This is a genomic window from Clostridium cavendishii DSM 21758 (assembly GCF_900141845.1).
Lineage (GTDB): Bacteria > Bacillota > Clostridia > Clostridiales > Clostridiaceae > Clostridium_AG > Clostridium_AG cavendishii.
Map to the genome: position 1 here is coordinate 52,009 of NZ_FQZB01000017.1, position 24,762 is coordinate 76,770.

24 protein-coding genes are annotated in these 24,762 nt (G+C 27.9%); 23 read left to right on the forward strand and 1 reads right to left on the reverse strand.

What is annotated here, in order from left to right:
• The first annotated feature begins 182 nt into the window (after positions 1 to 182).
• From BUB01_RS18710 to BUB01_RS18810, 21 genes are all read left to right on the forward strand, one after another.
• Positions 183 to 962 (forward strand): pseudouridine synthase, encoded by a 780-nt coding sequence (locus BUB01_RS18710; protein ID WP_072991802.1) that lies wholly within the window; start codon positions 183 to 185, stop codon positions 960 to 962.
• Between the two features lie 312 nt (positions 963 to 1,274).
• Positions 1,275 to 4,922, forward strand: a complete 3,648-nt coding sequence (locus BUB01_RS18715) for an AAA family ATPase (RefSeq protein ID WP_072991805.1) — start codon at positions 1,275 to 1,277, stop codon at positions 4,920 to 4,922.
• A gap of 4 nt (positions 4,923 to 4,926) precedes the next feature.
• Positions 4,927 to 5,376 carry a hypothetical protein gene (locus BUB01_RS18720; protein ID WP_072991808.1) on the forward strand — a complete coding sequence of 150 codons (450 nt, stop codon included), beginning with the start codon at positions 4,927 to 4,929 and terminating at the stop codon, positions 5,374 to 5,376.
• A 5-nt stretch (positions 5,377 to 5,381) separates the two neighbouring features.
• Complete coding sequence (locus tag BUB01_RS18725; protein WP_072991810.1) at positions 5,382 to 6,038, forward strand: hypothetical protein; 657 nt, start codon at positions 5,382 to 5,384, stop codon at positions 6,036 to 6,038.
• A 331-nt stretch (positions 6,039 to 6,369) separates the two neighbouring features.
• Positions 6,370 to 7,305, forward strand: coding sequence for an AEC family transporter (locus tag BUB01_RS18730; RefSeq protein WP_072991813.1), 936 nt, complete (start codon positions 6,370 to 6,372; stop codon positions 7,303 to 7,305).
• A 161-nt stretch (positions 7,306 to 7,466) separates the two neighbouring features.
• The gene (locus BUB01_RS18735) at positions 7,467 to 7,988 is read left to right on the forward strand and encodes an RNA polymerase sigma factor (RefSeq protein WP_072991816.1); all 522 of its coding nucleotides are present in this window, start codon (positions 7,467 to 7,469) and stop codon (positions 7,986 to 7,988) included.
• A gap of 3 nt (positions 7,989 to 7,991) precedes the next feature.
• Positions 7,992 to 8,267 carry a hypothetical protein gene (locus BUB01_RS18740; protein ID WP_072991820.1) on the forward strand — a complete coding sequence of 92 codons (276 nt, stop codon included), beginning with the start codon at positions 7,992 to 7,994 and terminating at the stop codon, positions 8,265 to 8,267.
• A 52-nt stretch (positions 8,268 to 8,319) separates the two neighbouring features.
• Entirely contained in the window at positions 8,320 to 9,183 is an 864-nt protein-coding gene (locus tag BUB01_RS18745) for an ABC transporter ATP-binding protein (protein ID WP_072991823.1), read from the forward strand.
• A 2-nt stretch (positions 9,184 to 9,185) separates the two neighbouring features.
• On the forward strand, positions 9,186 to 10,370 hold the full coding sequence (locus BUB01_RS18750) for an ABC transporter permease (protein WP_072991827.1): 1,185 nt from the start codon (positions 9,186 to 9,188) through the stop codon (positions 10,368 to 10,370).
• Positions 10,348 to 10,962: a hypothetical protein gene (locus tag BUB01_RS18755; RefSeq protein WP_072991830.1), complete on the forward strand. Its 615-nt coding sequence runs from the start codon at positions 10,348 to 10,350 to the stop codon at positions 10,960 to 10,962. Before BUB01_RS18750 ends, BUB01_RS18755 begins: the two co-directional genes overlap by 23 nt.
• 179 nt (positions 10,963 to 11,141) lie before the next feature.
• On the forward strand, positions 11,142 to 12,359 hold the full coding sequence (locus tag BUB01_RS18760; RefSeq protein WP_072991833.1) for an NAD(P)/FAD-dependent oxidoreductase: 1,218 nt from the start codon (positions 11,142 to 11,144) through the stop codon (positions 12,357 to 12,359).
• A 183-nt stretch (positions 12,360 to 12,542) separates the two neighbouring features.
• Positions 12,543 to 14,441: a BglG family transcription antiterminator gene (locus tag BUB01_RS18765; protein WP_072991836.1), complete on the forward strand. Its 1,899-nt coding sequence runs from the start codon at positions 12,543 to 12,545 to the stop codon at positions 14,439 to 14,441.
• Between the two features lie 10 nt (positions 14,442 to 14,451).
• Entirely contained in the window at positions 14,452 to 15,510 is a 1,059-nt protein-coding gene (gene ypdE / locus BUB01_RS18770; RefSeq protein WP_072991839.1) for an aminopeptidase, read from the forward strand.
• Positions 15,507 to 15,827, forward strand: a complete 321-nt coding sequence (locus tag BUB01_RS18775; RefSeq protein ID WP_072991842.1) for a PTS lactose/cellobiose transporter subunit IIA — start codon at positions 15,507 to 15,509, stop codon at positions 15,825 to 15,827. Before ypdE ends, BUB01_RS18775 begins: the two co-directional genes overlap by 4 nt.
• Positions 15,828 to 15,831: 4 nt before the next feature.
• Positions 15,832 to 16,173, forward strand: a complete 342-nt coding sequence (locus BUB01_RS18780; RefSeq protein WP_072991846.1) for a PTS sugar transporter subunit IIB — start codon at positions 15,832 to 15,834, stop codon at positions 16,171 to 16,173.
• A 36-nt stretch (positions 16,174 to 16,209) separates the two neighbouring features.
• The gene (locus BUB01_RS18785) at positions 16,210 to 17,523 is read left to right on the forward strand and encodes a PTS sugar transporter subunit IIC (protein ID WP_072991849.1); all 1,314 of its coding nucleotides are present in this window, start codon (positions 16,210 to 16,212) and stop codon (positions 17,521 to 17,523) included.
• A gap of 9 nt (positions 17,524 to 17,532) precedes the next feature.
• Complete coding sequence (locus BUB01_RS18790; protein ID WP_072991852.1) at positions 17,533 to 18,609, forward strand: M24 family metallopeptidase; 1,077 nt, start codon at positions 17,533 to 17,535, stop codon at positions 18,607 to 18,609.
• Between the two features lies 1 nt (position 18,610).
• A complete protein-coding gene (locus BUB01_RS18795; protein WP_072991856.1) occupies positions 18,611 to 19,789 on the forward strand; it encodes a MalY/PatB family protein in 1,179 nt (392 codons plus the stop codon).
• Positions 19,790 to 19,952: 163 nt separating this feature from the next.
• Positions 19,953 to 21,197, forward strand: coding sequence for a multidrug effflux MFS transporter (locus BUB01_RS18800; protein ID WP_072991858.1), 1,245 nt, complete (start codon positions 19,953 to 19,955; stop codon positions 21,195 to 21,197).
• Between the two features lie 350 nt (positions 21,198 to 21,547).
• Positions 21,548 to 21,793 (forward strand): hypothetical protein, encoded by a 246-nt coding sequence (locus BUB01_RS18805; RefSeq protein WP_072991861.1) that lies wholly within the window; start codon positions 21,548 to 21,550, stop codon positions 21,791 to 21,793.
• A gap of 1 nt (position 21,794) precedes the next feature.
• The gene (locus BUB01_RS18810; protein ID WP_072991864.1) at positions 21,795 to 22,196 is read left to right on the forward strand and encodes a retropepsin-like aspartic protease; all 402 of its coding nucleotides are present in this window, start codon (positions 21,795 to 21,797) and stop codon (positions 22,194 to 22,196) included.
• A 188-nt stretch (positions 22,197 to 22,384) separates the two neighbouring features.
• Here BUB01_RS18810 and BUB01_RS18815 read toward each other — a convergent pair whose 3' ends face one another.
• A complete protein-coding gene (locus BUB01_RS18815) occupies positions 22,385 to 23,323 on the reverse strand; it encodes a type I phosphomannose isomerase catalytic subunit (RefSeq protein WP_072991866.1) in 939 nt (312 codons plus the stop codon).
• 232 nt (positions 23,324 to 23,555) lie between these two features.
• Here BUB01_RS18815 and BUB01_RS18820 point away from each other — a divergent pair, with 232 nt between their 5' ends.
• Entirely contained in the window at positions 23,556 to 24,041 is a 486-nt protein-coding gene (locus BUB01_RS18820; RefSeq protein WP_072991869.1) for a hypothetical protein, read from the forward strand.
• Between the two features lie 122 nt (positions 24,042 to 24,163).
• Positions 24,164 to 24,715 carry a Uma2 family endonuclease gene (locus BUB01_RS18825; RefSeq protein WP_072991872.1) on the forward strand — a complete coding sequence of 184 codons (552 nt, stop codon included), beginning with the start codon at positions 24,164 to 24,166 and terminating at the stop codon, positions 24,713 to 24,715.
• Positions 24,716 to 24,762: the final 47 nt, after the last annotated feature.

Genomic DNA, 24,762 nt, shown 5'->3' on the forward strand with positions numbered 1-24,762 from the left:
AGCATAAAGTTATTAAATAATTGTTGCAAGATATAAAATTTTGTTAATATCTTGAAAATAAAAAAGTATAGGACATATGGTAGTACAATTTTAAAAACACAATTTTTAAAAAAGGATTTTAAGTTTCTAGTTTATTTAGTAATATATAAATAAATAATTTAAAAAAAGGTGAAAGTTTGAATATGAGATTAGATAAATTTTTGACACAATCATCTGTTGGAACAAGAAAAGTTGTTAGAACTTATATAAAAGATGGGTTAGTAAAAATAAATGGGCAAGTTAAAATGGAGCCATCCATAGAAATTGATGAGTACTTTGATGTTATCGAATATCTTGATAAAGTAGTTGAATATACTGAAAAAGTATATTATATGTTTAATAAACCTGCAGGGTGTATTACTGCTAGGAGAGATAAAATTAATAAAACAGTATTTGATTTTTTTAATAATGATAGTTCTAAGGGGATATTTCACGTTGGAAGACTGGACAAGGATACAGAGGGCTTATTGTTATTTACTAATGATGGTGAGTTTGAACATAAACTAATGTATCCAGAAAAGCATGTTGAAAAAACTTATTTCTTTTGGGCTTTAGGTTCATTAGAAGAAGAGGATAAAAGAAAATTAGAGCAGGGTGTTTATATTTCGAAAGGTGAGATTTTAACAAAGCCAGCTAAAATAAAAGTAGATAAGCAAGGTGTGTATAAAGATTTTAAGCATGAAATATATATTGATAAATTAAATAATATAGATTCAGGTCAATATAATCAAGCAGTTGTATCTGGCTATTTGACTATTTCAGAGGGGCGTAAGCATCAAGTGAAGCGAATGTTAAAGTCCGTTGGATGTAAGGTGGTTTACTTAAAAAGAATTTCAATTGGAGGATTAATGTTAGATGAATCATTAGAAAAAGGACAATATAGATTTCTAACAGATATAGAATTAGAAAAATTATTTGAATAAAAATTGTAGATAATTATAAACAAAAAATCAACTTTTCTTATTTTATGATAAGGGAAATTGATTTTTTTTACTAGAAAATTATATATTATATAAATTTTATGATGAATAAATGTTCAGAAACTATCTGATATTTAATAAAATGTGGAAAAATAGTATAAATGACACTATAATGGAAGTAACGTTTGATATTATCAACATAGTAAATGTATTAATTTTAAAAATACAAATTTGGTAATAGGGTTACTATTAATATAAACTAATTTTAGTAGTAGCATATATGCAAGTGTTTAATATAAATAGGAGGTAGAATAAATGAAATTTAACAATAAGGATATAATTAAATTCCTTTTTCCTGAATTGCAGGTAGTTGAAGCTTTTAAAAAGCATGGTTTTATAAAAAAAGGTTTTAAAAATAACAGACAAAAGCAAAATCAGTATATGAGGCAGGAATATAGTTCAACTCCTAGCAATTCTTTCGATAATTTGGAGGAAATGAAAAAGGATGTACAAGAAAGTTTTGCTAGTAGGTCTAATAAACCTAATAATAAGGTAGATGAAAATATAGCTACATATCAACATAAAGATACTTCAAAAATAAATATTAATAACATACCAGATACTTTTGATTCTATTAGAAAAGAACTATCTACTTTAATTATAGGTCAAACAAATTATTTAGATAATCTATGTATAGCTTTTAAACGTCCCTTTGTAATAGGTTATGACAAGGTAAAGCCTAAAAATACAATTATTGTTTTAGGAAATAAGAGTACAGGTAAACATAGTAGTATACGATTCATTGCAGAACGCCTTAAAGAAAAGAAGATTATTAGCAGTAGTTCTATATTAAGTATTGATCTTTCCTTATATGGCACAGTTTCAGAATTTAATTTGTTTTTAACAGATTTATATAAATGCTTATATGGAGAGTCAGATATTGTAATGTTTGATAATTTTGATAAATGTCATTCTAGTGTTATAGATGTGATAGAAACGTTAACAATTAATGGAACGCATACTCTTAATTCAAGATATGTATTTCAAAACAATAGTTTAGTTGAAGCAAATGGGATGCTTTTAGAAAATTCTATAAGCGAAATAAGTTCAAATAGTAAATACTTTGTTTTTGCATCAGAAAAATCTGAAAAGGATGTTCAGAATATTTTTGGAGCTAAGTTTATGGAATGTGTAGGGGATATACTTCATACTGAAGAGTTTACTTATAATGATTTATGTAAATTAGCAATAAATATAATTGAAACTTTCACAGGGAAATGTATGCAAAATCTTTCAATGAATGTAAGCTATGATAAGGATGTATGTGATTTAATTGTAGCAAGTTATAAAACTTTAACTGGAGTAGCTGGTATGGAAAGTTTTGTAGAGAATAATATGTACAAGCAGTTAGCAGAGTTGAGGTTAAAAAATACCATTTCTAAAAATCAAGCTGTATTACTATCTGCAGTTAATGGTGAGGTAGTGGCAAAAATAAATAGTGATTTTATAAAATTATCAGATATTATTCAAAAGAAAAATATATCTGGAATTGATGAGATTAAGAAAGAGTTACAAAATATAGTAGGTATAGAATCAGTAAAACAGTATATTTTAGGTCTTGAGGACAATTTAAAGATTCAAAAGAAACGTGAAAATGCTGGTTTTAAAGTAGCTGATATTTCTATGCATATGATATTTACAGGAAATCCTGGAACAGGGAAAACTACAATTGCGCGTATAGTTGCTAAATACTTAAAGGCACTTGGTATATTATCACAAGGACAATTAAAGGAAGTTACTAGAGCAGATCTTGTTGGACAATATGTTGGACATACAGCCAAATTGACCAATGATGTAATAAAATCATCTTTAGGAGGAGTTTTATTTATTGATGAAGCTTATGCGCTTTGTAGAGATAAGCATGATACTTTTGGTCTTGAAGCCATAGATACTTTAGTTAAAGGTATAGAAGATAATAGAGATGATTTAGTCGTTATATTAGCTGGATATAAGGAGGAAATGGAAGAATTCTTAAAAACTAATTCAGGATTGAAATCACGTTTTCCAAATATAATTAATTTTGAGGATTATACAGCAGAAGAAATGTATAAAATATCACTTATTACAGCTAATTCTAAAGGATATAAAATTTCAAAGGACTGTGAAGAAGGTCTTGTAAAGCTATTTGAGAAAAAACAAATTAAAGGTACAAATGATAGTGGAAATGGACGTCTTGTTAGAAATGTTATAGAAAGTGCAATACTTAATCAATCTAAGAGATTAATAACTAATGATGATGTGGAAATGGATTTATTAAAGTATGAAGACTTTAAATTTGAAGAAACAAATAATTTTGATTTAGAAGAAAATCTTTCTAAAATAATAGGATTAGAAAATGTTAAAGATTTTGTTAGAACGCAATACAAGTTGCTAATAGCTCAAGAAAAACGCAAAAAAGCTGGAATGAGTGTTGATACATCACAAGCTTTAAATATGATTTTTAGTGGTAATCCAGGAACAGGTAAGACAACAATAGCAAGACTTATTGCAGAGATGTTTAAAGAAATGGGCTTATTAAAGTCCGGACATTTAATAGAAACTGATCGTAGTGGGTTAGTTGCTGAGTATGTAGGGCAAACTGCGAAGAAAACAGAAGAGGTGTTTAAATCTGCTTTAGGTGGAATTCTATTCATTGATGAAGCTTATGCATTGGCTAATGATAATGGAGGATTTGGAAAAGAAGCAATAGATACACTTGTTAAGCTTATAGAAGATTATAGAGGAGAAATAATAGTCATTCTTGCGGGTTATAAAGATGAAATGACAAATTTCCTAAAAACTAATTCTGGTCTTGAATCAAGATTCCCTCTTAATATTAATTTTGAGGATTATTCTGCAGAGGATTTATTTAAAATAACTTTAAAAATGATTAAAGATAAAGGATTTGTATTAGAAGATGGAGTTGATAGCGTTCTTAAAGAACAGGTTTATCTATTACACAAACAATCTAATGCACATTCTGGGAATGGTCGTATGGTAAGAAATTATTTTGAAGAAATAATGAGAAAACAATCAGCAAGAATTGCAGTAGAGGATGTTCCAGTGAATGAAATGAATGTAATTCAAAAAGAAGATATAGAATGTGAAAGTAAAGCAGTAACTAATTTTGATTTAGAGAGTGAACTGGCTAAGATAATAGGTCTTGAAGAGGTTAAAGATTATATACGTAGTTTAAGTGCTAGACTTAGGTTGCAAAATGAACGTAAAAAACTAGGACTTGCTGTTGATAGTACACAGACACTACATATGATTTTTAAAGGGAACCCTGGAACAGGTAAGACAATGGTAGCAAGAACTGTATCAGAAGTATTATACAATATTGGAGTAATTAAAACAAATAAGTTAGTAGAAACTGATAGGTCTGGACTTGTTGCTGGCTATGTTGGACAAACTGCTATAAAAACAAGGGAAAAGGTTATGGAGGCAATGGATGGAGTATTATTCATTGATGAAGCTTATTCACTTTCACAAGGTGGAGAGAATGATTTTGGAAAAGAGGCCATTGATACCTTAGTAAAGCTTATGGATGATTATAGAGATAGAATAGTTGTAATACTTGCAGGCTATAGTGAAGACATGGATAATTTCCTTAATGTAAATGCTGGATTAAAATCAAGGTTTCCAAATATAATAAACTTCAAAGATTATTCTACAGATCAATTAATGCAAATAGCTGAAATGTTATTTGATAGCAAAGGATATGAACTTGACTTATTAGCTAAAGACAAATTAAAAGATATATTTAATACAGTAGCAGGTGAAGATCAATTTGGTAATGGAAGATATGTACGTAATTTATATGAGAAAACAATAAATAATCAAGCTATGAGATTGAGTACGGATATGGATTTAACTAGAGAAGAGTTAGTTACAATAATGGATACTGATATAGAAAGGGTGTAATTATATGAAAAAATTAAAAGGATTATTAGGAAGTGGTATAGCTGCTGTTTATTTCATTTTTCCAATGTGTTTTATATTAATTTTATTAGCTATTATGCCATTTGTTTTTTTTATTACAGTTAGTATTACTATTAAATCTGGATTTTCAATAACTAATATGGCTAGTACAAATGTAGTTTTTTGTGGGTTTTTTATAGGACTATCACTTCTTATTCCAGTTTTAAGAAAGATGTATCATGTATTGCCTTGGTTATACTCTTTTATAAAGATTTTTTTCATTGATTTAGTAATTATTAATATAGGAATTATGATAATGAATGCAGGGTATCAAATAGGTAATACTACTAGGCATATTATTTTTACTATATTAATGATAGTACAAATATTAGTTTGCAGAATAGGAATGTGTATTTATTTTAAATTAAATCCAGCAAAATATATTGAGGAAAGGTGAAATTTATGAGTGATCAACAATATAATTTTAAGGATAAAGCCAATAATAAAAAGAAGAATTTTGATAGGATAAATCAAAATTCAAATGAGCAAGTCAATGAATACCAAAATGATTATAATGAAAATGATTCATTTGATTATGAACAAACAAATGATGATGTAGATTTAATAAAGAAACAAGATAGACCTCTTAAGATATTTGGAATTGTATGTATAATAATTTTCATAAGTGCAAGTTTTTTCTCTAATAAATCAAAAGTAGATACATCCCAAGCTGCTAAAAAGGCATTGAAAGAAAAGGTATCAACTAGTGTATCAGCTGGAACGGTTTTGTTGGCAAAGGATGAAGAAAGCCAAGCTAAAGATTATACAATAAAACATAATTCTGATTCTAAAGAGACTAAAATTTGGGTATGGGATTATGCAGATGAAGATGGAGATTATGTACAAGTGGTTGTGGATGGTGTTCCAATAAGTGAATCATTTATGATTAAAAATAAGCCAAAAGAATTTACAGTTCCATCAGTTGGAACAGTTCAAGTAAAGGGGATAAAAGATGGTAGTGGTGGAATAAGTTATGCAGTTAAATATGGCCTTAATGGAACAACTTATTTTAATTCTACACCTGAAAATGAATTAAATACATATACATTGACTAGATAAAAAGCGTGTATAAATTAATACGAAAAATAAACCTTCATTTTGGTGAGGGTTTATTTTTAATTATTTTAAGACTGAAAGATATTGTTATAGTATGACAAAATAGATAATTATTTATGTAGGTTATAAAAAGGTAAATAGGGAAAGAAGGATTAAATTCATATTTATATGTAATAGTTTAAGGTTATTAGATATATTTAGAATATTAATATAAATTAGTTGTAGTTGTATATCCATATTAAATTACTTTTTTGCTATAAAAAAATATAAATGTTAAAATGTACAAGGATATAAGAGGGAACTCTACATAAATTTTATTTAGGGGAGAATATTTATGGAAATTTTTAATGCTTTTGGGAGCATATTTAGTATAGTTATAATGATAGCTATCGGATACATAATTACAAAGGTAAAATGGATGGACAAGGATGGAGCAGAATTAGTTGCAAAGTTAGTTATTAATATTTCATTACCAGTTCTAATGATTAACAGTCTTATGAAGGATTTTGATAGAGCAAAGCTATTTAGTTTAGGAGAGGATGTTGTTGTTCCGTTTGTATCTATAATAATTACTTATTTTATAGGTAAGTTATTTGTAAAAATTCTTAAGATAGGTGAGAAAAAACGTGGAGTTTTTTTATCAATGTTTTTTATGTCAAATACTATATTTATTGGATTACCTGTAAACTTAGCTCTGTTTGGCACGGAAAGTATACCAAGTGTTTTGTTATATTACATAGCAAATACTACTTTATTTTGGACTATAGGTGTTTTTGAGATAAGTAAAGATGGTAACAAAGGATATAATAAATTTATGTCTGTAGAGACAATTAAGAGGATATTTTCTCCGCCACTAATGGGATTTATATTAGCTATAATATTAATACTTTTAGCCATTCCAGTACCTAAGTTTATGATGGATACTTTTAAATACTTAGGTGATTTAACTACTCCCTTATCTATGATTTTTATAGGTAATACAATTTATTATATAGATTTAAAAGGAATAAAATTTGACAAACATATTTGGGGAGTTTTACTAGGTAGGTTTATAATATCACCATTAGTAGTCATATTCTGTTGTAGAGTATTTCCATTGCCAGATTTAATGAGAAAGGTATTTATAATTCAGTCTGCTATGCCAGTAATGACTAATACTGCTATAATAACGAAATCTTATGACTCAGATTATGAATATGCCGCTATTATGATTGCAATATCTACAATATTAAGTTTATTTTTAATTCCTATATATAAAATAATTATTTAATAAATTAAATGTGCTCTATAGAGTAAGTCTTATAATAAAGATTTACCCATAGAGCCTTTTTAATTTATGCTAAAATAAAAATATGGAAAAAAACAAAATTGATGTAACTTTTTTTAAGTTTATACGAATAAGAAGTGTAAAGATAGCAAGGGGGAGGAAAGATGAATGAAGATAATGACTTAGTATATAGTTTTATAAATGGGGATGATACTGCATTTGAAGCTTTAGTTTTGAAGTATCGTCAGGCAGCAATTCAGTTTTCAATACAGTTTATACATGACTATCATATAGCAGAAGATATAGCACAAGAAAGCTTTGCAAGTATATATGTTTATAAAGAAAGATTCAACTTTAAGTCATCTTTTAAAACCTATTTATTTACTATAGTAAGAAATAAAAGTATAGACTATATTAGAAAAAATAACAGAGTATCATTAGAAGAATTCGAAGTTATAGATGAAAATGGTGCAGAAGATTTAATAGTTAAACAAGAGGAAAAGATTTATCTAAAAGAAACTATGAATAGATTAAAGGATGAGTACAAAATAGCAATATATCTAATTGATTATAATGATATGAGTTATAGTGAAGCGGCTAGAATAATGGGAAAAAGTGTTGTTCAGATAAAGGTACTTATATATAGGGCTAGAAAAAAATTAAAGCTTTTGCTTCAGGAGGAATAAATTATGGAAAATATATCAAGTGAGGAAAAAGAATTTCTAAAAAGAGTGTATTGTAAAGTAAATTATTTAGAATATGAAAAAATGCAGCAAGAGTTAATAAAAGAAAATGAAAAGGAGCTTAGAAAAAGAAAAATAAAAGAGTGTATAACATTAGGATTATTATTTATAGTAGTTACCTCATTTAGTGTATTTAGTGATTTTGATTTTGGTGTAATTATGGGAAGTGTAGTTTTGATGTTATTAGTGACATCATATTATGAATTTAGTTTAAATGTGTGAAAGTTAATATTTTTAGTATAGATTTTAAAAGGGAATAAGATGAGGTGTTAGTATGAAAATAGAAATAAATAATCTTTGTAAATCCTATGGAAATAAAGAAGTCTTAAAAAATGTAGATTTACAAATAAATGAAGGTATGTTTGGACTTTTAGGACCAAATGGAGCAGGAAAGACTACCCTTATGAGAGTGCTTACTACTCTTATTAATAAAAATAGTGGAGATGCAAAAATAAATGGAATTGATATAGCTAATAAAGATAAGATAAGAGGGATTGTGGGGTATTTACCTCAGGATTTTTCAATGTATCCTTCAATGAAAGTTTATGAGGCTATGGACTATATAGCTGTTCTTTGTGAAATTAATAATAAAAATGAAAGAAAGACTATTATTGAGGATCTTTTATGTAAAGTAAATTTAGAGAATAATATGAAGACTAAAATAAAAGTATTATCAGGGGGAATGAGGAGGAGGCTAGGAATAGCTCAGGCTATGATAAATAATCCTAAAGTCCTTATAATAGATGAACCAACTGTAGGTTTAGATCCAGAAGAAAGAGTTAGATTTAGAAATATGCTTAGAGATTTTTCAGATGAAAAGATAGTAATTCTTTCAACACATATAGTTGAAGATATTGAATTTACCTGTGAAAATATGGCTGTGCTTAAAAGTGGAAAAATAGTCTATAAAGGAAAAGTTAATGAATTTATAAAGGATGCCAATGGACATGTATGGTCTATATTAGTAAAAAAGAATCAGTTAGAAGAAATTAAAGATAAATATAATATTATATCTACAGTTGCTGATGGGGATAAATATAGAGTTAAATTTATTGCGGATAGTAAGCCTTTTGAAAATGCAGTTATTATTACTCCTAATATGGAAGATGCATATATGAAAGTAGTTAAGGAGGCATAATTATGTTTTGGCAGTTATTTTGTAAAGAACTTAAATATTATTTTAAAAGTATAACCTATTTTATATTTGCATTGGGAGTTATAGTGTTTTGTTTTAGTCAAGTAAAACCAAGTATTAATGTTGATGATATAAAACCAAAATCACCACAAGAAATTGACGAAATAATAAGCAAACTACCAGAACAAGATAGAATGCAAGCTAAATTTGGATTTGAGCGCAATTATGGAAGAAAAACAATTACAGATATTAAAATGAAACAAAAGGTTGTTTGTAATTATCTTGAACAAGAGCTTAGTGAGGGGAAAATTGGTACTTATAAGCTTGGCTTGCTTAAGAAAATAAAGACAAGCGAAAAACAAGAAAATGATTTAAGAGATGAAATAAAGAAAATATCTCCGGAAAAAGAAATTTCAGAAACAGATTTTATAAATGTTTTAGATGAAATAGATAAAATAATTGGTGGAGGAAGCAATTATGGAGAGAAGTTTAGAGATGCTCTTTTTCAAACAGGAGCTTCATATGAAGTTGCATTAGAAGAGTATAATGCTATAGTGAAGGAAGATAAAATTACCAATGCATATGCAAGGGAATTTGCAGACTATATGGGAATAACAGCAGGTATTTTTCCTATTTTTATAGCTGCATTTGTGCTTATAAAAGATATGAAAAGTAGAACTCAAGAAATAATTTTTACTAAGAAGGTCAGTTCACTTAAATATATACTAACTAAATATTTAGCTACAATAGTTGCTTTTATAATACCATATTTTATTTTAGCAACTTATGAAACAGTAATTTTTAGTAAAGTAGGCGCTGAATTAAATGTAGCTATAGATTATTTTGCTTTTTATAAGTATGTTTTAACGTGGATATTACCAACTTTAATGTTTGTTACTGCATTAGGAATGATTTTAGCAGTAGTAGTTAAAAATCCAATTCCAGCAATAATAATACAAATATTGTTGTGGATTGTTTCAATTACTGAATTAAGGGGAAGTTATGGAATTCAAAAAATCCTTATAAGATATAATGAGATTACTAGTAATGCTGAATATATTAAGTATATAAATAATATAGCTATAAATAGAGTTTTTTACTTTGTACTTTCTATAGGAATATTAATGTTAACTATATATATCTATAATAGAAGGAGATGTTCAGTAGGTGAAAAACTTAATTTGTTATAATTTAAAACTTATAAGCAAAACAAATATTTTAATAGCAATTGTATTTTTAATAGTGATTTCATTAATGATAGATATGAATTTTTTAACTTACAAAGAAGCTGCTAATATAGGCGAATTTTATATATCTATAATAGGGATAATAATATTTCCCTATTTATGTACTATAGAATATAACCAAAATATAAAGGAAACTATTTTTACTAAGAAAACAAGCTTTACTAAGGTAGTTTTTATTAGAATAATCTTAATATCTATCTTCATGATACTATGTACATCTGCAATCACAGCAATACAGGTATTTAATGGTGGTAATTTTAAAGCTATAGAATTAATAGCAGGAACTTGTATAACAATTTTCTTTTTGGGAATGCTCGGAATAACTGCAAGTAATATATTTGAAAATGAAATGCTGGGATATATGATAGCATTTATGTATTATTTTTTTGAACGATTTAATGCAGGAAAGTATACAAAAGACTTGTATTTATTCAGTCTTGTACAAGGTAGTTTTACTTATGGTAAATGGTGTATACTTTTAATCTCTTTAGCATTACTTGCTGTAAATTTAATTATATTGAAAAGAAAAAGTTAATATGAATTTTTAATACGCTAAGTAGGCAGATAGAAATTTGAGACAACTCATAGTTGACTCAAATTTCTATTAGCCTACTTTTTTAAATTAAGTAGTGAATAATATCTATATTTTTTTACAAACAATATAAATGTTATGCTTATTAATTGTTCTATTAAGTATGAATAAGGAGTGGGAGAATGAGTTTACAATGTGTACAGGGAGTTCCTATGTTTACTAAAATAAATAAGGTACCAAAACAATATGAGTATCTTACACAAGATATAGAAACAGAAGTAATTATTATAGGCGGCGGAGTAACAGGATGTATTTTAGGACATTATTTTACAAAAAATAATATTCCTGCTGTTATTCTAGAGAAAAATCGGATAGCTCATGGAAGTACTAGTATAACAACATCACTTTTACAATATGAGTTAGATAGTAATGCAAAAGAATTAGAGGAATATACAACTTTAGATAATGTGATACAATCTTACAAATTGGGGTTAAAGGCTTTAGAGGAAATGGATGAATTTATAAATATATATGGAAATGGATGTGATTACGAAAGGAAGGATACTCTTTTATATACATCTAAAAAATTAGAAGTAGATATTATTAAGGAAGAATATCTTATTAGAAAAAATGCAGGATTAGATGTTAATTTTATTACAGAAGAGGATAATCCTTTTAGCTTTGATTTAAAGGCTGGAGTATATGCAAATAAAGGAGGAGCACAGCTTGATCCATATAAATATACTCATCAATTATTAGAGGTTAGTTCAAAACAAGGATTACGTATTTTTGAAAATACAGAAGTGATGACTATTAATTATTTAAATGAAGGTGTAGAAGTTATAACTAGTTATGGTTACAAGGTAAAAGGAAAGAAAGTAATAATTGCTACAGGATATAATACTGATAGATTTACAAAAAGAGATTTTGGAGTTAAAACAGTTACATATAATATAGTTACAAAGCCAGTTAATAGTTTAGATGGATGGCAAAATAAAGTACTTATTAGAGATAATACTAATCCGTACAATTATTTTAGAACTACAAGTGATAATAGAATTTTAGTTGGCGGTGAGGATATAGATTTTATTTGGGGAATAGTTGATGAAAAGGTAGCAGAGAAAAAATATAGTATATTAGAGCAAAGAGTAAAGAGCATGTTTAATAAAATAAAAGATATAGAAGTGGAGTACAAATATTGTGGAGCTTTTGCATCTACACAGGATAATTTAGGTTTTGTTGGACCAGATCCAAAACACAAAGATTTATGGTTTTGTTTAGGTTATGGAGCAAATGGAATACTGTTTGCCATATTAGGTGGAATGATGCTTAGTAAACTTTATAAAGGTGAAGAGGATAAAGATTTACATTTATTCAAAGTTGATAGATTTGATAAATAAAATATGAAATGTATAACAATTAAAATATAATTTATATAGAAGTATAGATATTGGATGGAATCAGATATCTATACTTTTTGTTATAATATTTCATCAAAAAATTGAAAAAGTTAATCTTTTGTAATAAGGATATTTAGGTATAATTATAAATGTAAACGTTAATCATTTCGGAAAGGAGAAGACATGAGAGAAAAACTAATTTTAGAGGAACTTTTAAAAAGTGAAAAGTATCTCAATTTGGAGTATTTTGCCAAGACTTTAAATGTATCTTCGAGGACAGTTTACAATGATATGAAGTATCTTATAAAAAAGCAAAGTACAAATGGATTTGAGATTTGTCTTAAAAGAGGACAAGGATATCATCTTATTGTAGAAGATAAGGAAACTTTTGATAAGTTTATAATGAATCAAAGCGATGATTATGAGATAACACCTAAAGGAAGAATAGAAAAGATTATAGCCATCTTAATTTCCAAATACGATTATGTGACAATAGATTTTTTAGCGGAATCTCTAAGCTCTAGTCGGTCTATAATTAAGTCTGATTTAGAAAAAGTAAGTGAGAGTTTAAAGAACAAAAATATAAAGTTAATTAAGAAAGCACATTATGGAATTAAGCTTGAGGCTGATAGATTAAATATTGATTCATTAATGGCAGAATTATATTTAAGTGAAAATTCAATAATTTACAAAAATCTAAATTCAAAAATTAGCTCTCAAAAGTTTAAAAATGTTGAAAAAAAATTAATTTCTGAACTCAAAAAACATAAGTTGGATACTAATTATACAGAGTTAAAAGAAATTGATGCGTTTTTAAAAGTCTTAATCTATAGAAGAAACATTAGCATAGCACAATCAAGCTATAAAAGTGATAAAGCTTGTGAATATACTTCAATTGCATTTAGTTTATTAACTGTAATTGAAGAGCTATTTAAACTTAAATTTAACCAGGAAGATTTAGAGGTTTTAACAAGTTTATTAAAAAAGAAAACTAAAGTCAATAAATTAAAATACAGTGACTCACAAGTGCTAGTAAAGGATATTGATGAGTTTTTAAAAAAGATAGATGTTGAGTTTAATACTAAATGTTCATATGATGGTGAATTTAAGAAATCCTTATTATCTCATGTATCACTATTGATTGATAGATTACATGAAGAAGTATACTTTAATAATCCATTAACTAATAAAATTAGTGTTAGATATCCAATAAGTTTTAACATTGCAATTTTATTTTGTAGGATGATAGAAGAAAAGTATTCTGTGAAGATTAATAAGGATGAAATAGCATTTATTACAACACATTTTGCAGTTCATATGGAAAAAGAATCTCAGTCTAAATTTAGTAGTATTAATAAAATTGCAGTTATATGTTCTTCGGGTGGTGGTAGTGCTTATCTTATTAAGTTAAAACTAGAAACTCTGTTTACTACTTCTAATATAGAAACTTTTTCATTGTTAGATATGGATAGTGTAAAAGGGTTTGAGCCAGATATTATATTTACAATTTCAGATTTAGAAGAAAGGTTTAATGTTCCTATAATTTATATCAATGAGCTTATAGATGATGTGGAACTTTTAAAAATCAAGAATATATTTAAATTTAATAAAGAAATTAGGGATACTGTATTAGTTACAGAAAATAGTTTTCTCAATTTATTAAATCCAAATTTCTTTCAAATAGTTGATGATGAATGTGAGTATTTAGATTTATTAAAGGAAATGGCTAAACAAATAGAAGAAGAAGGTTATAGTGAAATAGGATATGTAGATTTTGTTCTAGAGAGGGAAAAGTGCCTAGACACTATTTATTTGAATGGTATAACAATTCCCCATCCTATGAATATGTGTGGAAAGAATAATTTATTATCCATTGCAATTATAAAAAACAATATGAAATATAATAATAAATCACCGAGGATAATTTTTATGGTTTCTTTAGTTAAAGGGCAGCTAGAATTTCATAAAAATATAACATATGTTTTAAATAGTTTAATGAATAACCAAGGTTTGGTTAATGAGTTATGTGATTCAAATACATATGAAGAATTTATTATAAAATTGAATGAACTAAGATTATAGGAGGGCAGTTATGGATTTAGATTTATTAAAGAAATTAAGTAATGCTGATGGAATTGCCTCTAATGAACAAGAAGTACGAGACATTATGGTAAAAGTATGTAAGGAATATAGCACAGATATACTTTATGATAATTTAGGTTCTGTTATATTTGAGAAAAAAGGATTGCAGTGTGGACCTAAGATTATGATTGCTGCTCATATGGATGAAGTTGGTTTTATGGTAAGAAGTATATCAAAAGAAGGTTTAATATTTTTAATGGAAGTTGGAGGAGTAAAAGAGCTTGCAAAGTATATGCAACCTGTTAGGATCACAACTTCAGAAAATAAAAAAATTAATGGAATCATAAATGCAACTTACGATAATGGGACTTCAAAAGACTTATATGTTGATATTGGAGCTACTACAGATAAAGAAGTTTATGACTTAGGGATAGAAATAGGAGATATGGTCACATATACTACAGAGTTTGAAAGTCTTAAGGTTCATGATATAGCATGTGGAAAGGCTTTTGATGATAGATTAGGTTGCTATGTAATGGCAGAAGTGATAAAGAGATTAAAGGATATTGAACATCCGAATTCAGTTTATATGGCAGCAACTAGTAGTGAAGAAGTAGGGATTAGAGGTGCTAAAACTTCAGCCTATAAGATTAATCCAGATGTTGTGTTTGTAATAGATGTAGCATGTTTTTCTAATGAATTTGTGAGAAATCATACTAATAAAAGACAAATAGGAAAAGGAGTTATGTTAACAAATTTTGATCGTACTCTTGTTCCAAATAGAAAAATGCTTAAAGTAGTAAAAGAAGCTGCAAAGGAAAAGAACTTTAACTTACAGCTTGATATGTTTAATAAAGGTGGAACTGATGGTGGTGAAGCTCATAAAATCAATGAAGGAAAACCAACAGTAGTTACTTGTTTGCCAGTTAGATATGGGCATTGTCCATTTTCTATTGTAAACGTTAAAGATCTAGAAGAATGTATTGATTTATATGTTGAAATAATTAAAAACTTTGATATGGAAACTTATAAAGACACAATTAATTTTAAAGGAGTAGAAGTGATATGACAGAATTAGAAAAAGAAATTATGGGGATTATTTCATCAGCAGGTGAAAGTAAAGCAAAGGCCTTTGAAGCTTTAAAAAAGGCAAAAAGTAAAGATTTTGAAGGAGCTAGAGCTCTACTTAAGGAATCTAGAGAATTAGATTTAGAAGCTCACAAAATTCAAACAAGATTAATTACAGCGGAAATGAGTGATGACATATCAGAAAGACCAGAGTTAAGTTTACTTATGGTTCATGCTCAGGATCATTATATGACTTCACAATTAGCTCGTGATTTAATAGAAACATTAATATTTGTATTTGATAAAGAGGAGGAATAAAATTATGAGAATATTATTATGTTGTGCAGGTGGATTTTCAACAAACATGTTAATGCAAAATATGAAAAAGGTAATCAAGGAAAGTAAGAAATTAAATATAGAAGATTTTAAATTTACAGCTATTCCAGCAGATTCATTAGAAGCTGAAATTGATAATTGGGATATAGTTTTAGTAGGACCTCAAATTTCACATAAAATAGATTTTATAGAATCGTTAACTAAGCCTAGAAATATTCCATGTGCAGTTATTGATAAGGATGTGTATGGAAATATGGATGGAGCTACAGTTTTAAAATTAGCTTTAGTAACTCACAGAAAACATGAATTACAAATGAACAAAAAATAAAGCCAAAAGATTAAAGAACTAAGGGGGAAGATTGAGATGTTTGAAAAGTTTGAGAAATTTATGACTACATATCTTATGCCTGTAGCGCATAAAGTTGATAAACAAAGACATTTAAGTGCTATAAAGGCAGCTATGGTTGCTATGACTCCATTTACTATACTTGGCAGTTTCTTTGCTATAATTCCGGCATTACCTAATATGATAGGTGAACAAAATGCAATAAGTAAATTTATTTTAAGTAATGAGGCATTATTAAATTTACCAGTAACCTTGTCTATTGGACTTATTAGTTTGTACGTTAGTATGTGTATAGCATATAACCTTGGAAATCATTATAAATTATATATTCCTGGTTGTATTACACTTGCTACATTTGCATTTCTATTTGTTTCAGCACAAATTAATAAAGATGGAGGTTTATCGTTAGGAAATATGGGAGCAAAAGGCCTATTTACAGCAATGCTTGCTGCCATGGGTGCTGTTGAGTTATATCGTTTGTGTAAAGAAAAGAATCTTACAATTAGGATGCCAGAAGGTGTACCTGATTTCGTATCAAAATCGTTTGAATTAATTCCTACAACTATTATTGTTGCAGGTACTTTTATAGCAATACGTTTCATATCATTAGAATGTTTTGGAACACTTCCACCACAATTATTAACTAAATTCTTATCACCACTTGTAGGTAGTATGGACAATCCTTGGGCAGTATTAGCATTAAATTTCTGTATTTGTTTAATTTTCTTCTTTGGTATACATTCATCTGTGTTTGGACCAATTACAAAACCTATAATGGTCACATTTATTGCAGAAAATATTGCAGCTATGCAAGCAGGACAACCATTACCACACTTCTATACAGCAGGTACATCTAGTGCATTCTTTGGATTTACTGGATGTGGTATTACAATAGGATGTGTAATTGCATGCTTACTTTCAAAATCAAAACGTTATAAGCAGATAGGTTGGGTTTCGTTATTCCCATCATTATTTGGTATCAATGAACCGATATTATTTGGAGCACCAATTATATTAAATCCAATTATGTTTATACCATTTGTATTTGGTGGTGCTATTATAGGTACTTTACCTATGTTTATGATGCACTATGGTTTCTTAGCTAAACCAGTATTTGATCCACCATATGTAGGTGTATTTTTAGAAGGATTTTTAACAAATGGTGACTGGAAGGTAATTATAGCAAACGGATTGCAATTAATTTTAGCTACAGCTCTTTACTTACCATTCTTTAAAGTAATGGAAAAACAAGAACTAAAAGAACAAAATGCTAAGGATATTTTTAATGATGAAGATAAGGATATTCTTGGAGATTTAGAACTTGATTTTTAGGTGATAATTATGAATAAAAGAATAAAAAAAATACAAAAACTGTTGGTAGATAAAAATGTAGATTGTATTTTAATAAAAAGTAAATCAAATAAAAAATATATAAATGCACTTACTGGATCAGGTGTAAATGTATTAGTAACAAGGAATAAAGCCTTTCAAATTATGGATGGAAGATATGTAAATGAGGCTAAAGAAAGTAATACTGAATTCGAGATTCTTGTATATTCACAAGGTGGAGATTATATTTCAAAAATAAGTGAATTAATGAATGCAGAAGGATATAATAAGCTTGCTATTGAAGGAAATCAAATATTAGTTAAAGATTATCTTAAGATGGAGAAAGTAGGTTTAAAATTAGTATTATTTACAGATGAGCTTGATGAGCTTAGAAAGATAAAAGATTTTGATGAAATTAACCTTGTAAGAAAGGCTTGTGAAATTACAGATTATATTTTTGATGAAGCTATTAAAGAAATAAAGGTTGGAATGAAGGAATACGAATTATCGGCTTATATTCAGTATTTAGCAATTAAAAATGGAGCTAGTCAAATGGCATTTGATACTATTGTAGCTTCGGGGGTTAGAGGGGCTATGCCTCATGGAAGACCAACCAGTAAAGCTTTTATGAATAATGAAGCAATTACAATAGATTTTGGTATAACCTATGAAGGGTATCAATCTGATATGACAAGAACAATTTTTATTGGAGAACCTAGAAAAGAAATAAGAAAGATATATGATGTTGTAAAAGAAGCTCAAATGCTTGGAATAAGCACAATTAAAAAAGGTAGTATAGCAAATGAAGTAGATAAAGCAGTGAGAGAATATATTTATAAACAAGGATATGGAGAGTATTTTACACATGGTCTTGGACATGGAATAGGTATGGGGGATGGAGAGTTCCCCATACTAAATCCAAAAAGCACAACTTTACTAGAGGATGGTATGATTATGTCCTGTGAGCCAGGAATTTATATACCAGGCATTGGAGGAGTACGGATTGAGGACGATGTATTAATTGAAAATGGCATTGGAGTACCTCTAAATAAAACTAGTAAAGAATACATTATTCTTAAGGAGAAATAATATGAAATATGATTTTGATAAAATAATCGATAGAAAGCTTGGTAAATGTCGTAAGTGGGACAACAAAATTTTAAAAGAAAAATTTGGGTTAAATGAAGAGGCTATTCCTATGGATTTAGCCGACCTTGATTTTGAATGTTCACCAGCTATAAAGAAAGCCTTAGTCGATCGTGCAAGTTTAGGTGATTATGGATATACATATGCATATGATGAATATTATGACTCTGTAATAGAATGGAATAAAAGAAGATACAATGTTAATTTAGAAAAAGAATGGATTAAGTTAACTTTTGGTACAGTAGGAACCTTGCATTATATTGTTCAGTGTTTTTGCAAGGCTGGACAAGGTGTGATGATTAATACACCAGCCTATGATCCATTTGAAGAGGCTATTAAACGAAATGGGTCTAAGATGGTTTGTAGTACTTTAAAGTTAGTAGATAATAGATATTATTTCGATTTTGAAGATATTGAAAGAAAGATAGTAGAAGACAACGTAGTTTTATATATCCTTTGTAGTCCACAAAATCCTAGTGGCCGTGTTTGGTCTAAGGAAGAGCTACATCGTATTTGTGATATATGTATAAAGCATAATGTTTTATTAGTATGTGATGAAATTCATAGAGATGTAATATTCAGCCACTCCCCTTTTACAACTCTATGGAACTCACATGAAGATATTATAAATCATAGTATAATGTGCATATCACCAAATAAAGGTTTTAATTTAGGTGGATTAAAGTCCTCCTATATTATAATAAAAAATGCTGCAATAAGAGAAAAAATGTTAAAATATTTAGAAAAGGTATATGTTACATCTCCCCATGTATTTTCTATACCAGCTATTATTGCAGCATATAATGAAAGTGAAGATTGGTTAGATCAATTAACTGACTATATAGAGAGTAACTTTGAGATTGTTTATAAATTCTTTGAAGAAAATATGCCAAAGGCAAAAGTTATGAGATCAGATTCTAGCTTTTTAGCATGGATAGATATGAGAAATGTCTTTAAAGATGAAGCTGAAATGAAGGAGTTTTTTATAAAAGCAAATATTTCAGTTGTTGTAGGAAGTTACTTTGTTCAAGACGGAGAAGGGTTTGTAAGACTAAATATAGGTTGTCAAAAAGAAACTTTAAATAAAGCTTTAGATAGAATAAAAAAAACATATTGTAATTAATAATTTAAAAAATTACGAGCTAGTAATATATTGGCTCGTAATTTTATTTTATTTAAGATAGTAGTATTAGATTTGAATAAAAAAATGTGAGATTTTTATTAATTGAACTTATAGAATATATACAATATAATATAAGTTATGAATTATTATGATGGAGGTAGAAATGGAACATAATACACAGGATAATAACCAAAAGAAACAAAAATACCTCGGAGATAAAGGATTTGTAGTATTTATAACATTTTTAAGTGCATTTATACCATTATCTACAGATATTTATTTACCAGCCCTTCCTAGAATGGCTGAATATTTCAGTACAAGTGCTAGTATGATAAATCTTACATTAACACTTTTCTTTATATTCTATGCTATAGGAACTATTTTTTGGGGACCGCTTAGTGATAAGTATGGAAGAAGAGCTATACTTATTATTGGAATGAGTATATACACTATTTCAAGTTTATTATGTATATTCTCAACTAATGTTTATCAGCTTATTCTATTTCGTATTTTACAATCAATAGGATGTGGTGCGGCAACAGCAGTAGCTACTGCTATAGTAAAGGATGTATACAGTGGACAAAAACGTGTAACTATTTTAGCGTTAGTTCAATCAATGGGGATGTTTTCTCCTATAATATCGCCTGTTATTGGAGCAGCAATACTTAGTATACTTTCGTGGAGAGGTGTATTTATTGTGTTGGCTATATTAGGTTTAGCTACATTAGTAGGAAGTATAGCAATGGAAGAAACTATTGATGAACGTAATACAGGAAGTATTATAAAGTCTATAGGAAGATTAGGAGTAGTAGCAAAAAATAAAAGTTTTATGTCATTATTAGTTACATTTTCAATTATGTCAATTCCAGGAATGTCATATATAACAGCATCATCTTTTATTTATGTAAATGGATTTGGTGTAAGTGAGAAGGTATATAGTTATTACTTTGCAGCAAATGCTATATTTTTTATGATAGGACCATTAGTATATATAAAATTAGCAAAACATATTAATAGTAACTTAACTATAACAATTTCTTATATTGTATCAGGTATAAGCGGATTATTATTATGTATAATAGGAAATTTAAGTCCATGGGTATTTGCTTTAGTTTTAATGCCGGCTTCATTCTTTGGAAGTCTAGTTGGACCACCAAGAACAAATCTTATGCTAGAGCAGTTAGATGGAGACACTGGAGCAGCATCTTCACTAATGAGTTGTGCCTTCACAATCTTTGGTAGTATAGGGATGTTCATGATTTCACTAAATTTTACAGATAGAATCTTAGTAATGGGATTAATGTATATGATTGTTTCACTAATAGGCCTTCTATTATGGATTAATATTTATAAAAAGCCATATATAAAACCTGTAAACACTCATGAAGCAGATGAAAAAGTATCATAGTTATACTAATAAAAGAAAAAAGACTATAAGGCAACTCAATTTTAGTGCAAGACTTATAGTCTTTTTAATGTATAAATGGTCATCTAAGTTAAAGTTCATTAATTACTTAGAAATAACAATAGGTAAAACATTAATTTAGTTTATGGGCTAGAGTTTATTAATTTTCGGTGACTTGAAGCTTGCGACAGAACAAGAAAATTAATAAACTACAGACCTACGTTACTATAGGCCTACCAGGTAGCTTCTAATTATGAAATATTTAAATTAATGATTAGAAACATTGTCTTTATGATATAATTAAAAATAATAAATAAGTTTTATCTTAAAGTATAATTATGGAGATGATAATAATGAAGTGGCAAGAAGTTAGAGAGTTATATCCTAATCAATTTGTTAAGTTTGAAATTATAGAATCACATCAAATAGATAATAAAGAATATGTAGATGAGGTAGCTATTATAAAGGCTATAAAGGATGGTAAAGAGGCTATAAAGGAATTTACTAAGTGTAAAAATGGGCAGGTAGTATATAGTACTAAGAACGAAGAACTTGTAATAGAATTAGTAAAGAATATTGGTGTAAGAAGGAGTATATAAGATGCACAAAGTACAGTTTAAAAATGGTCTGATATACACTTCAATTACATTAACACATGAAGATAAGTCTATAGTTATAGATGATGTTATTATTGATACAGGAGCTTCACATACTATTATAGTTGCTGATTTTTTAGAAAATATGGATGTTTCTTTTTCAGAAGAGGATAAGTTAGTTAAAGCATCTGGATATGGTGGAACAGTATGTTATTCAGTAAGAAAAAGAATTGATTCAATTACTTGTGGAGATATAAAACTGGATAATTTAAAAATAGATTTTGGAGAAATAGATCCCAATGAGCGAGTTAATGGATTATTAGGATTAGATTTTTGTATAAAGGCAGGAGTAGTAATTGATTTAGTAGATTTAGCTATAATAAAAAAGGCATATGAACAAAAATAATAGACCAATATACTTGTATATTTTGGCCTATTATTTTCGTTTATATGCCTAAATTAAATTTCACTAATTACTTAGAAATAACAATAGGTAAGATATTAATCTAGTTTATGAGCTGTAGTTTATTAATTTCTGGTGACTTGGAGCGTAACGACGAAACAAGAAAATTAATAAACTACAGACCTACGTTACTATTGTGCTACCGGGTAGCTTCTAAGTACTGTAATGTTTCCTTTAATTTCATATTTGCCTAAGCTAGCTGGGATTAATAAGCTATCGCCAATCTTAATTTCTTCATTAAAGTTAGCTCCTGATATATATCCATGTCCATCTACACAGGTAAGTATATCAAAATGTTCTAAATTACTAGTAGTCTCAAGGTTAGTTTCTATAACTAAGTTTTCTATGCCAAAGTATTCATTTTCGCATAATAAGCTTTTTTTATAACCTTTAAAACTTTCTTCATTTCCCTTTAAATTTTCACATTGAAGATTAAAGTCTATTACATCCAAAGCTTTATCAACATGGATTTCTCTAGGTCTTCCATAGTCATATACTCTATAAGTAACGTCACTATTTTGTTGGATTTCTGCGATTATAACACCTTCACAAATAGCATGCACAAGACCACTGTTTATAAGGAAACAATCTCCTTTTTTAACTTCTATTTTATTTAAATAATTTTCAACAGTAGAATTTTTTATAGCAGCTTCAAACTCTTCCTTGGTACAGTTTTTTGTACCAACTATAAGACTAGCACCTGGTTTTGCATCTACTACATACCAGGCTTCAGTTTTTCCATTATCTCCTTCATGCTTTGCGGCATATTCATCACCAGGATGAACTTGAACAGATAATTTTTCCTTTGAGTTTATTAGTTTTACTAGTAGTGGGAATCTTTCTAAATCAACGTTTGTACCTAAAACTGCAGTTCCATATTTAGATATTAATTCATTAAAATTAAGTCCTTTTAGTTCACCATTTGCAACTACTCCAGTACCATTGTTATGGCAAGCTATATCCCAACTTTCACCTATATTACCCTCAGGTAAGTTATCTCTAAAGCTTTCAAAATCTCTGCCACCCCATACTTTTTCATAATATAAGTTTTCAAATCTAATTGGATACATAAATTTCCTCCTATGTTGTTTTTATTTATAATATAGTTTATATATATGCATTTATTAATGTTAGATGTTTTTACTAATTCATAACTTATAGTACTATATATTTTATAAATTTTCTACATGTGAGTTTTGAAGTGTGTTGTTTTTATTCAATTCCAATAGTATACTAATATTTGTAAAATATATTTAAATGGAATGTAATCTGCTAAATCATAATACAAAATGGAGGTTTCTAATGAAAAATAAATATATATTAATAGTTAGTGTAATAGTAGTTATTATAGGAATTCTATTATTAAAAAATTTATATATCAATAATAAAAATATTAGTATAGCTAATGATACTAAAGCTTCTAAAGAGAATGTTTCAGAAATAGATATGAAAAAATTTGATTTATCTAAAAAAGGATGTTATTGGGAAGAGTATGCTGCTTCGGCTTCACATAAAGATCCTATAAAATTTAAAAAGTTTGATGGTATTTATGATTTAGATACTATAAAGCTAAAAAAAGGCGATTGGGCAAATTTATGTTTTAACTCAGATATTAGTGGAGGAAGTTTTAATATTGTAGTTGTAGATCCTAAAGCAAATGTTATAAAAACAATTAAACCAAATTCGGAGGGAAAAACGACAATACAAGCCAATGAAGATGGTGAATATAAAGTGAAGATGTTAGGAGATAAAGCTAGTGGGAAGGCTTTTGGATATTGGGAAAGTTAAGAAATAGTATACATCAGATTAATTGATAGTTAGGCTTAGTTGTTGATAGATTCTTCTTTTATTTGTTATAATAAAGAAAGAAGTATTATTGAGAACTTTATATAAACAAGGAGGTTAATACTATGGAAATTGATTATACTTATTTATATACAGAAGAACAGTTTGAAGAAATTCAGGCTAACTATGATGGTAAAGCAGAATATGATAATGGATTTATATTCCTAAGTTCAAATACCTCTATTGTTCACAATAGGATTAAAGGCAAAATATTAACGAAGCTTAATATATATTTAGATGGTACTAAATGTGAACCATTTGATGAACAGATAGAGGTTATATTTAAATCTGATAAGGATTTAAGAAAGTATAAGCCTGATATATTTGTTATGTGTGAAAACTCAACAAGACAAGGAGAGAGTTTTACTTCTGTGCCTAAGATTATATTTGAGATAGTATCTAAAAGTACAGCTTCACATGACTATATAACTAAGCTTTCTGTATATCAAAATTATGGTGTACTTGAATATAATATAGTTGAACAGGATGGAAAGATTATTCAATATTCTTTAGAAGATAATCAATATAGAATTACAAATGTATTTAAGAATAATGATGACTATATAAGTACAGTATTCCCTGATTTAAAGATAAATCTAGAATATATATTTAAATAATAAATAAGAACTTAGTCTTAGTGCTAGGTTCTTTTTTTTACGCGGAT

Coding starts and splice junctions, on each gene's coding strand:
- BUB01_RS18710 (WP_072991802.1), top strand. CDS start 183: ATGAGATTAGATAAATTTTTGACACAATCATCTGTTGGAACAAGAAAA.
- BUB01_RS18715 (WP_072991805.1), top strand. CDS start 1,275: ATGAAATTTAACAATAAGGATATAATTAAATTCCTTTTTCCTGAATTG.
- BUB01_RS18720 (WP_072991808.1), top strand. CDS start 4,927: ATGAAAAAATTAAAAGGATTATTAGGAAGTGGTATAGCTGCTGTTTAT.
- BUB01_RS18725 (WP_072991810.1), top strand. CDS start 5,382: ATGAGTGATCAACAATATAATTTTAAGGATAAAGCCAATAATAAAAAG.
- BUB01_RS18730 (WP_072991813.1), top strand. CDS start 6,370: ATGGAAATTTTTAATGCTTTTGGGAGCATATTTAGTATAGTTATAATG.
- BUB01_RS18735 (WP_072991816.1), top strand. CDS start 7,467: ATGAATGAAGATAATGACTTAGTATATAGTTTTATAAATGGGGATGAT.
- BUB01_RS18740 (WP_072991820.1), top strand. CDS start 7,992: ATGGAAAATATATCAAGTGAGGAAAAAGAATTTCTAAAAAGAGTGTAT.
- BUB01_RS18745 (WP_072991823.1), top strand. CDS start 8,320: ATGAAAATAGAAATAAATAATCTTTGTAAATCCTATGGAAATAAAGAA.
- BUB01_RS18750 (WP_072991827.1), top strand. CDS start 9,186: ATGTTTTGGCAGTTATTTTGTAAAGAACTTAAATATTATTTTAAAAGT.
- BUB01_RS18760 (WP_072991833.1), top strand. CDS start 11,142: ATGAGTTTACAATGTGTACAGGGAGTTCCTATGTTTACTAAAATAAAT.
- BUB01_RS18765 (WP_072991836.1), top strand. CDS start 12,543: ATGAGAGAAAAACTAATTTTAGAGGAACTTTTAAAAAGTGAAAAGTAT.
- ypdE (WP_072991839.1), top strand. CDS start 14,452: ATGGATTTAGATTTATTAAAGAAATTAAGTAATGCTGATGGAATTGCC.
- BUB01_RS18775 (WP_072991842.1), top strand. CDS start 15,507: ATGACAGAATTAGAAAAAGAAATTATGGGGATTATTTCATCAGCAGGT.
- BUB01_RS18780 (WP_072991846.1), top strand. CDS start 15,832: ATGAGAATATTATTATGTTGTGCAGGTGGATTTTCAACAAACATGTTA.
- BUB01_RS18785 (WP_072991849.1), top strand. CDS start 16,210: ATGTTTGAAAAGTTTGAGAAATTTATGACTACATATCTTATGCCTGTA.
- BUB01_RS18790 (WP_072991852.1), top strand. CDS start 17,533: ATGAATAAAAGAATAAAAAAAATACAAAAACTGTTGGTAGATAAAAAT.
- BUB01_RS18795 (WP_072991856.1), top strand. CDS start 18,611: ATGAAATATGATTTTGATAAAATAATCGATAGAAAGCTTGGTAAATGT.
- BUB01_RS18800 (WP_072991858.1), top strand. CDS start 19,953: ATGGAACATAATACACAGGATAATAACCAAAAGAAACAAAAATACCTC.
- BUB01_RS18805 (WP_072991861.1), top strand. CDS start 21,548: ATGAAGTGGCAAGAAGTTAGAGAGTTATATCCTAATCAATTTGTTAAG.
- BUB01_RS18810 (WP_072991864.1), top strand. CDS start 21,795: ATGCACAAAGTACAGTTTAAAAATGGTCTGATATACACTTCAATTACA.
- BUB01_RS18815 (WP_072991866.1), bottom strand. CDS start 23,323: ATGTATCCAATTAGATTTGAAAACTTATATTATGAAAAAGTATGGGGT.
- BUB01_RS18820 (WP_072991869.1), top strand. CDS start 23,556: ATGAAAAATAAATATATATTAATAGTTAGTGTAATAGTAGTTATTATA.
- BUB01_RS18825 (WP_072991872.1), top strand. CDS start 24,164: ATGGAAATTGATTATACTTATTTATATACAGAAGAACAGTTTGAAGAA.